Origin of the sequence: Aminivibrio sp. (genome assembly GCF_016756745.1) — a bacterium.
Classification (GTDB): Bacteria; Synergistota; Synergistia; order Synergistales; family Aminobacteriaceae; genus Aminivibrio.
Genome location: NZ_JAESIH010000056.1, coordinates 9235 through 15368, shown reverse-complemented (window position 1 = coordinate 15368; position 6134 = coordinate 9235). Strand labels below are relative to the sequence as shown.

The following is a 6134-nucleotide window of genomic DNA, read 5'->3' as shown; positions in this document are numbered from 1 at the left end:
TCAATTGCACGCATGGCTTTTCCCTGGTGTCCGGGAGGAAGTTTTCTCAAAAATTCTTCTACCGGTCTTTTACCGTTCTCATTTACGTAGAAGAGTACTCTCCATCGCATTGAGAAAACCCCTTTCTTTCACTTAGGGCTAATCATATCATATAAGACATTAATTGCAATGAAATTCATTGATTCAGGGAAAGTGAGGAGGGGCCTCGTTTTTTTATCGTCCTGAGCAATTCGATCGCGATCACGCAGCATCCAAGCGAAGCGGAGGGAGCATCCCCGGAGGGGAAGGACCTGGCGTTACCTTTGCCCTGTCATCCTGACGGCGTGCTTTTCGCCGGAAGGATCTCGGCTTTGAATCTGGACTGCATTAGGGGCGAGATCCTCCCCTCGCTATGCTCGGGATGCTGCGCGATCACTTCGTTCAAGATGACAACCCTCTGTCGTCCCGAACCACCGCAGGGATCGCGTAGCATCCCCGGCCACAGAGACCGCCTCAGGATGACAATCCGCTGTCGCCCTGAGGCCCGTTCCCCGGTTTTTTGTCGTCCTGAGACCGGCGTTTTGGGCTTTTGTCATCCTGAGGGCTGTTTTTTCGCCCGATCGCGTCCCCGGAGGGGAAGGATCTCGGTTCTGACTCTACAGTTGTTCGGAATGGCAGACCGAAAGCGAGATCCTTCGCTGCGCTCAGGATGACACCCTCCGTCCTCCCGAGGACTTGTTTTTTTGTCGTCCTGAGCAACGCGAAGGACCTCGATTTTGACTTTGGGCTGCCCCAAGACCGAGATCCCTGGCCCATGCCCCCGGCCTCAGGATGACACCATCCGTCCCGAGCAAGCGGATTCCTTCCCCCCTACTTCAGCCACTTCACCAGTTTCTGCATCCAGCCGGATTTCATTTTTTCCATCATCCAGTCCTCGGCAATCATCTTGTTGATCATGGACACCGACGGGAAAGCGTGCTGCATCATCATGACGTGGTACATCCGCTTTTTGTACTGGATGGCCATGGTCCATTCGTGGATGAGTTCGCTGGCGGCCTCGCCGACGATGGAGGCGCCGTGGATCCTGCCCCGGCCGTCGGTGATGATCTTGATGAACCCTTCGGGGTGTCCGTCCGCCACGGTGCGGCCGTAGGCCCGGAAATCCTTCTTCATGACCTGTATGTTCAGCCCCCTGGCGCGGGCTTCCTTCTCCGTCAAACCCACCTGGGCGATTTCGGGCTCGGTGAACACCGACCAGGGCACCACGTACCGCTCCCGCTTCAGCATGGACAGGGAGAAAGGCGACATCGCGTGCATGAGGGCCAGCATTCCCTGGTGCATGGCGGCGTGGGAAAGGAGGCTCTGGCCGTTGCAGTCGCCCACGGCGTAGATGTGGGACCTGTTCGTCCGCATGTGGCTGTCCACGGTGATGCCCTTCTTCGTGAACTCGATCCCCGCCCGTTCCAGGCGCAGGGGCTCGAGCACGGGCTTCCGGCCGGCGGCCACGAGAATCCGCTCCGAGGTCAGCGTCCCCTTGTCCGTCACGGTGACGATCTTCCCGTCCACCATGGAGACCCCGGTGATTTTCGCCCCGTTGTACACAGTGATGCCTTCTTTGGCAAAAACGTCCTCCAGCACCCGGGCGGCCTCCTCGTCCCCCACGGGAACGAGATGAGGGTCCATGTGGGCGACGGCCACTTTCGTCCCGAGGCGGGCGAAGGCCTGGGCCATCTCCGAACCTATGGCGCCCCCGCCGATGATGGTCAGGGATTCGGGCATCTTTTCAATCTCGAACATGTTCATGTTCGTCAGGATGTCCGGTACGTCCTTCAATCCCGGAATGGGAGGCACAAAGGGCTCCGTCCCGGTGGCGATGAAGATCTTCTTTGCTGTGTAGCTCTCGCCGTCCACCTGGACGGTCCGGTCATCCACAAATTCGGCACTTCCCTTAACAAGGGTCGCCCGCTCGAAGGCCTTCTGGAATTTCTTGTCGTTGATGCCGTGGATCTTGTCCCGGACCACCTGCATGGGGTCCGAGGCGTTCAGGTGAAGCTCCCCGTCCAAGCCGTATCGTTTCAGATTGCGTGCGGAATGGAGGGCCTCCCCCGCCTTCAGCAGGGCCTTGCTGGGAATGCAGCCGCAGTTCAGGCACTCCCCGCCGACTTTATGCTTCTCTATGGCCAGCACCGAAAGCCCCATGGCCGACCCCATGGCGGAAACAGCCATGCCCGCCGGCCCCATGCCTATCACAATGATGTCGAACTGTTTCACGTTCAAACACCCGCCTTTTTGAGAAAATTTTCATTTAGCCGGAAATATTATACCCCCTGAGTGTATTTTATTCAACATACAAAAACACACTGCCAAGACCGGGCTTCCCTCCACTCCGGGTTTGCTTGGGTTTGCTTGGGTTTGTCGTCCTGAGGGAAGCTTTTAGCCCGAAGGACCTCGATTTTGACTTTGTTTGTCGTCCCGAATGAGCGGAGCATCCCCGAAGGGGGCGAGGGATCTGCCTTTGGTTCGAACGCCCTTAAGACCGCGATTTCCCCGGCTTCGCCGTTCGGAATGACAGACCTAAACCGGCATCCCTCTGCCATGGAGCCGTTCTCGGGATGACCTTCTTCTGGGCCATGGATTAGGATATACTATTGATGGATTTCCCAAGCAAGGGAGGGAGAGTACGATAATGAGGACTGAGACAAAAGAACGAAAGACACTATACAACCTCGTCAGGCAGCTCCCTCAAGAGGATGTGGAAAAAGTGACGAGTAATGCGGCCTTCCTTTGGTATTCACAGGAAAAAGAAGATATGGAAGACCTCCGGGAAATCAGTGAAAGAATTGATGAACCTGCCATACCATGGCAAACCTTGAAAAAAGAACACGAACTTTGATGAAAACCATTTCTGCCGAGAAACAATACTCTCCGGACATGATCTACTTCCTGCGGGAATATACCTGTGAACGATGCCCCACATCAACCGCAATGATAAGCATCTCCCCGTCCCTGATCTCCGCCAGCAAACGGTAATCACCTATCCGGTAGCGCCACAATCCCCGAAGAGGTCCCGTCAGCGTCTTTCCTGAAGCGCGGGGGTCCGCGCAATTTCGGAGATTCCGGTTGATGTAGCTGAAAATCAGGTGCTGTGTCTCCCTATCGAATTTTTTGATCTTCTTCGCAGCCTCCGAGGCAATTTCCACGGAGTAGCAGCTCATAACTCCTCCTCGGAAAAACCGCACTCCTTCACAAGATCCTCAAACGGCACCGTCTTCCGCCTGCTTTTCAGCCAGGCTGTATAGACTTTCAGGTCGTAGGCATCCTCGATCTTCTCAAGCATCGATTCCCGGGCAAACTGGGCAAGGGACATCCTTCGCTCCCTGGCGTATTCCTCCGCCGCCAGGCGTTCCTCCGGGGAAAGCCGTATGGACAGAGTTTTCTCAAGTGTAGCCATGATTTCCCCTCCTCTCTTTGTATTGCATCGTAGCACAAAACCCTGGACAGTCAACAATGAAACCAGTGAAAGAGTTCAAGGGCGAGATCCCTCGGCCATGCCCCCGGCCTCGGGATGACAAACAACATTCTTTCGTCCCGAGCAAGCACCTTTTGTTGTCGTCCCGAGCGAGCGGCAGTTGCTTGTCATCCCGAATGAGCGGAGCGAAGAGGGATCTGCCTTTACCTTTTTGCTTGTCGTCCCGAGCGAGCGAAGTGATCGCGGAACATCCCCGAAGGGGGCGAGGGATCTGCCCTTGGTTCGAACGCCCTCAAGCCCGAGATCCCTCGGCCATGGTTCCGGCCTCAGGATGACAACCCTCTGTCCTCCCGAGGACTTGTTTTTTTGTCGTCCTGAGCAACGGAGCAACGCGAAGGACCTCGATTTTGACTCTGGAGTGCCTCCGATATCCCTCGGCCATGGTACCGACCTCGGGATGACACCCTCAGTCCCGCTCGAATGCAGTTGGTTGTCGTCCCGAGCGAGCGCAGCGACGAGGGACCTCGGGGTTGATTCTGGGCTGTCACAAGAGCGAGATCCCTCCCCTCCGGGGACACGATCGGCCATGGAGCCGCCCTCGGGATGACATTACCCTGTTATCCTGATGGGGGCGAGGCTATTGCGGCAGCATCCCATAGGAGGCAGGGACCTCATCAGGATTCTGGGGCCTTAATAGGTTACTTGCCCTTTTGTAGTTTTGCGTGTTCTTTGAGGAGGGAACGGATCAGCTTTTTCTGTTCTGTTTGAAGCCATCTATCACCGTTTTCAGTGCGGGCTAGTTCCAAAAGAGCTCTGTCGACATCCGATGGTATTGGCTGGTTATGATCGATAGTTGCCAGCATTTTTCGTTTTTCAGCAGATTGATGGCAGTAAAACTCTTCGGCAATCTTTTTCAAATCGAGCTGCGATACCGGTTCAAGAGACAACGAAGAAGGACTATGTTCAGTTTCTTCGCAGGAAGGAGCTTTTATGGCAAATGAGCGGATGCTCTCCGAATTCCACCTGCAATAACGGTCAACTTCCGCTATCAAATAAGGCGAAGTGGCTTCCCGGGCGCCGATTTCAATAAGCAGAACTCGGATCCCGAGGTTTTGTACGGCAAGGACGCCTGGAACCAGATCAGCATCTCCTGAAAGAATGATCGCCTCGCTGATGGACCTGTTTTGAGCAAGCCCGATCAGATCGGCGATAAGTAGCCCGTCTACAGCTTTTTGGTCTCCTCTTATGTTGCGGGAGCCAAGACGAAGCTTAAAATCGTCGAGGCGTTCAATACACTCGTGCTCGTATGATTTTGTTCCGTTTGCTCCGGGGCCGTCGTACCAATAGATTCTCAAAAGATCGCTGCCCGGGCAAAAATTTTCCACTTGGCCGAGCAACTCGCTCCGCATTCTCTGATGGTCAACATGAACAAAACTTCTCGGTTTCTGTTCAAGAAAGAGTGCTTTTGCTGTCTGGACCCAAAAATAACCTGCGTCGACAAAAACGGCCACTCTTTTCACCAGCGGCTCCCCTTTCAAGAAAGAAGGAAGACGGCAAGCCATCTTCCTTCTTGTAGTAGGGGCGCTTTTGGAGCGCCAATTAATTCTGCTTTGCATATTACGCTAATCCCGATAGGTCGTCAAGTATCAGATAACCGCATTGAAACCGGTGAATGATTTCAAGGCGAGATCCTTCGGCCATACTCCCGGAGGGGAAGGATCTCTGGGTTGCCTTTGTCTGTCGTCCTGAGCAAGGCGAAGGACCTCGGGGTTGATTCTTGACTGCCTTAGGGGCGAGATCCTTCACTTCGTTCAGGATGACAACCAAACACCTGTCGTCCCGAACGAACGCAGTGATCGCGAAGCATCCCCGGAGGGGAAGGACCTCGATTTTGCATTTGCTTGTCGTCCCGAACGAACGAAGCAATCGCGGAGCACTCCCGAAGGGGAAGGACCTGGCGTTACCTTTGCCCTGTCATCCTGACGGCGTGCTTTTCGCCGGAAGGATCTCGGCTTTGAATCTGGACTGCCTTAGGGGCGAGATCCTTCACTTCGTTCAGGATGACAACCCTCTGTCCTCCCGAGGACTTGTTTTTTTGTCGTCCTGAGCAACGCGAAGGACCTCGATTTTGCATTTGCTTGTCGTCCCGAGCGAACGAAGTGATTGCGGAGCACTCCCGAAGGGGAAGGATCTCTGGGTTGCCTTTGTCTGTCGTCCTGAGCAAGGCGAAGGACCTCGGTTTTGACTCCGGAGTACCTCAAGCCCGAGATCCTTCGGCCATACCCCCGGCCTCAGGATGACAAACAACACCCTTCCATCCCGAACGAGTGCCTTTTGCTGTCGTCCCGAACGAACGCAGCGATCGCGCAGCATCCCCGGAGGGGAAGGACCTCTGGGTTGCCTTTGTCTGTCGTCCTGAGCAAGGCGAAGGACCTCGGTTTTGACTCCGGAGTACCTCAAGCCCGAGATCCCTCGGCCATGCCCCCGGCCTCGGGATGACACCACCCTGTCGTCCCGAACGAACGCAGCGATCGCGCAGCATCCCCGGAGGGGAAGGATCTCTGGGTTGCCTTTGTCTGTCGTCCTGAGCAAGGCGAAGGACCTCGGTTTTGACTCCGGAGTACCTCAAGCCCGAGATCCCTCGGCCATGCCCCCGGCCTCGGGATGACACCACCCTGTCGTCCCG

Annotated in this window: 5 protein-coding genes; 1 reads left to right on the top strand and 4 read right to left on the bottom strand. The window is 55.5% G+C overall.

Translation table 11 applies throughout. The features are described from left to right. Nucleotides 1-849 precede the first annotated feature (849 nt). Complete coding sequence (locus JMJ95_RS09365; RefSeq protein WP_290684778.1) at nt 850-2250, bottom strand: NAD(P)/FAD-dependent oxidoreductase; 1401 nt, start codon at nt 2248-2250, stop codon at nt 850-852. A gap of 415 nt (nt 2251-2665) precedes the next feature. Between JMJ95_RS09365 and JMJ95_RS09360 the strand changes: the two genes are divergently transcribed. After that, the gene (locus JMJ95_RS09360) at nt 2666-2872 is read left to right on the top strand and encodes a hypothetical protein (protein WP_290684776.1); all 207 of its coding nucleotides are present in this window, start codon (nt 2666-2668) and stop codon (nt 2870-2872) included. 43 nt (nt 2873-2915) lie between these two features. Here the strand turns inward: JMJ95_RS09360 and JMJ95_RS09355 are convergent, their stop codons facing one another. The 3 genes from JMJ95_RS09355 to JMJ95_RS09345 form a co-directional block, all read right to left on the bottom strand. After that, the gene (locus JMJ95_RS09355) at nt 2916-3194 is read right to left on the bottom strand and encodes a type II toxin-antitoxin system RelE/ParE family toxin (protein ID WP_290684775.1); all 279 of its coding nucleotides are present in this window, start codon (nt 3192-3194) and stop codon (nt 2916-2918) included. After that, the gene (relB, locus tag JMJ95_RS09350; RefSeq protein WP_290684773.1) at nt 3191-3430 is read right to left on the bottom strand and encodes a type II toxin-antitoxin system RelB family antitoxin; all 240 of its coding nucleotides are present in this window, start codon (nt 3428-3430) and stop codon (nt 3191-3193) included. The genes JMJ95_RS09355 and relB overlap by 4 nt, the downstream gene beginning before the upstream one ends. A gap of 716 nt (nt 3431-4146) precedes the next feature. Next, nucleotides 4147-4968, bottom strand: a complete 822-nt coding sequence (locus JMJ95_RS09345; RefSeq protein ID WP_166670231.1) for an NYN domain-containing protein — start codon at nt 4966-4968, stop codon at nt 4147-4149. Between the last annotated feature and the right edge of the window lie 1166 nt (nt 4969-6134).

Coding starts and splice junctions, on each gene's coding strand:
- JMJ95_RS09360 (WP_290684776.1), top strand. CDS start 2,666: ATGAGGACTGAGACAAAAGAACGAAAGACACTATACAACCTCGTCAGG.
- relB (WP_290684773.1), bottom strand. CDS start 3,430: ATGGCTACACTTGAGAAAACTCTGTCCATACGGCTTTCCCCGGAGGAA.
- JMJ95_RS09355 (WP_290684775.1), bottom strand. CDS start 3,194: ATGAGCTGCTACTCCGTGGAAATTGCCTCGGAGGCTGCGAAGAAGATC.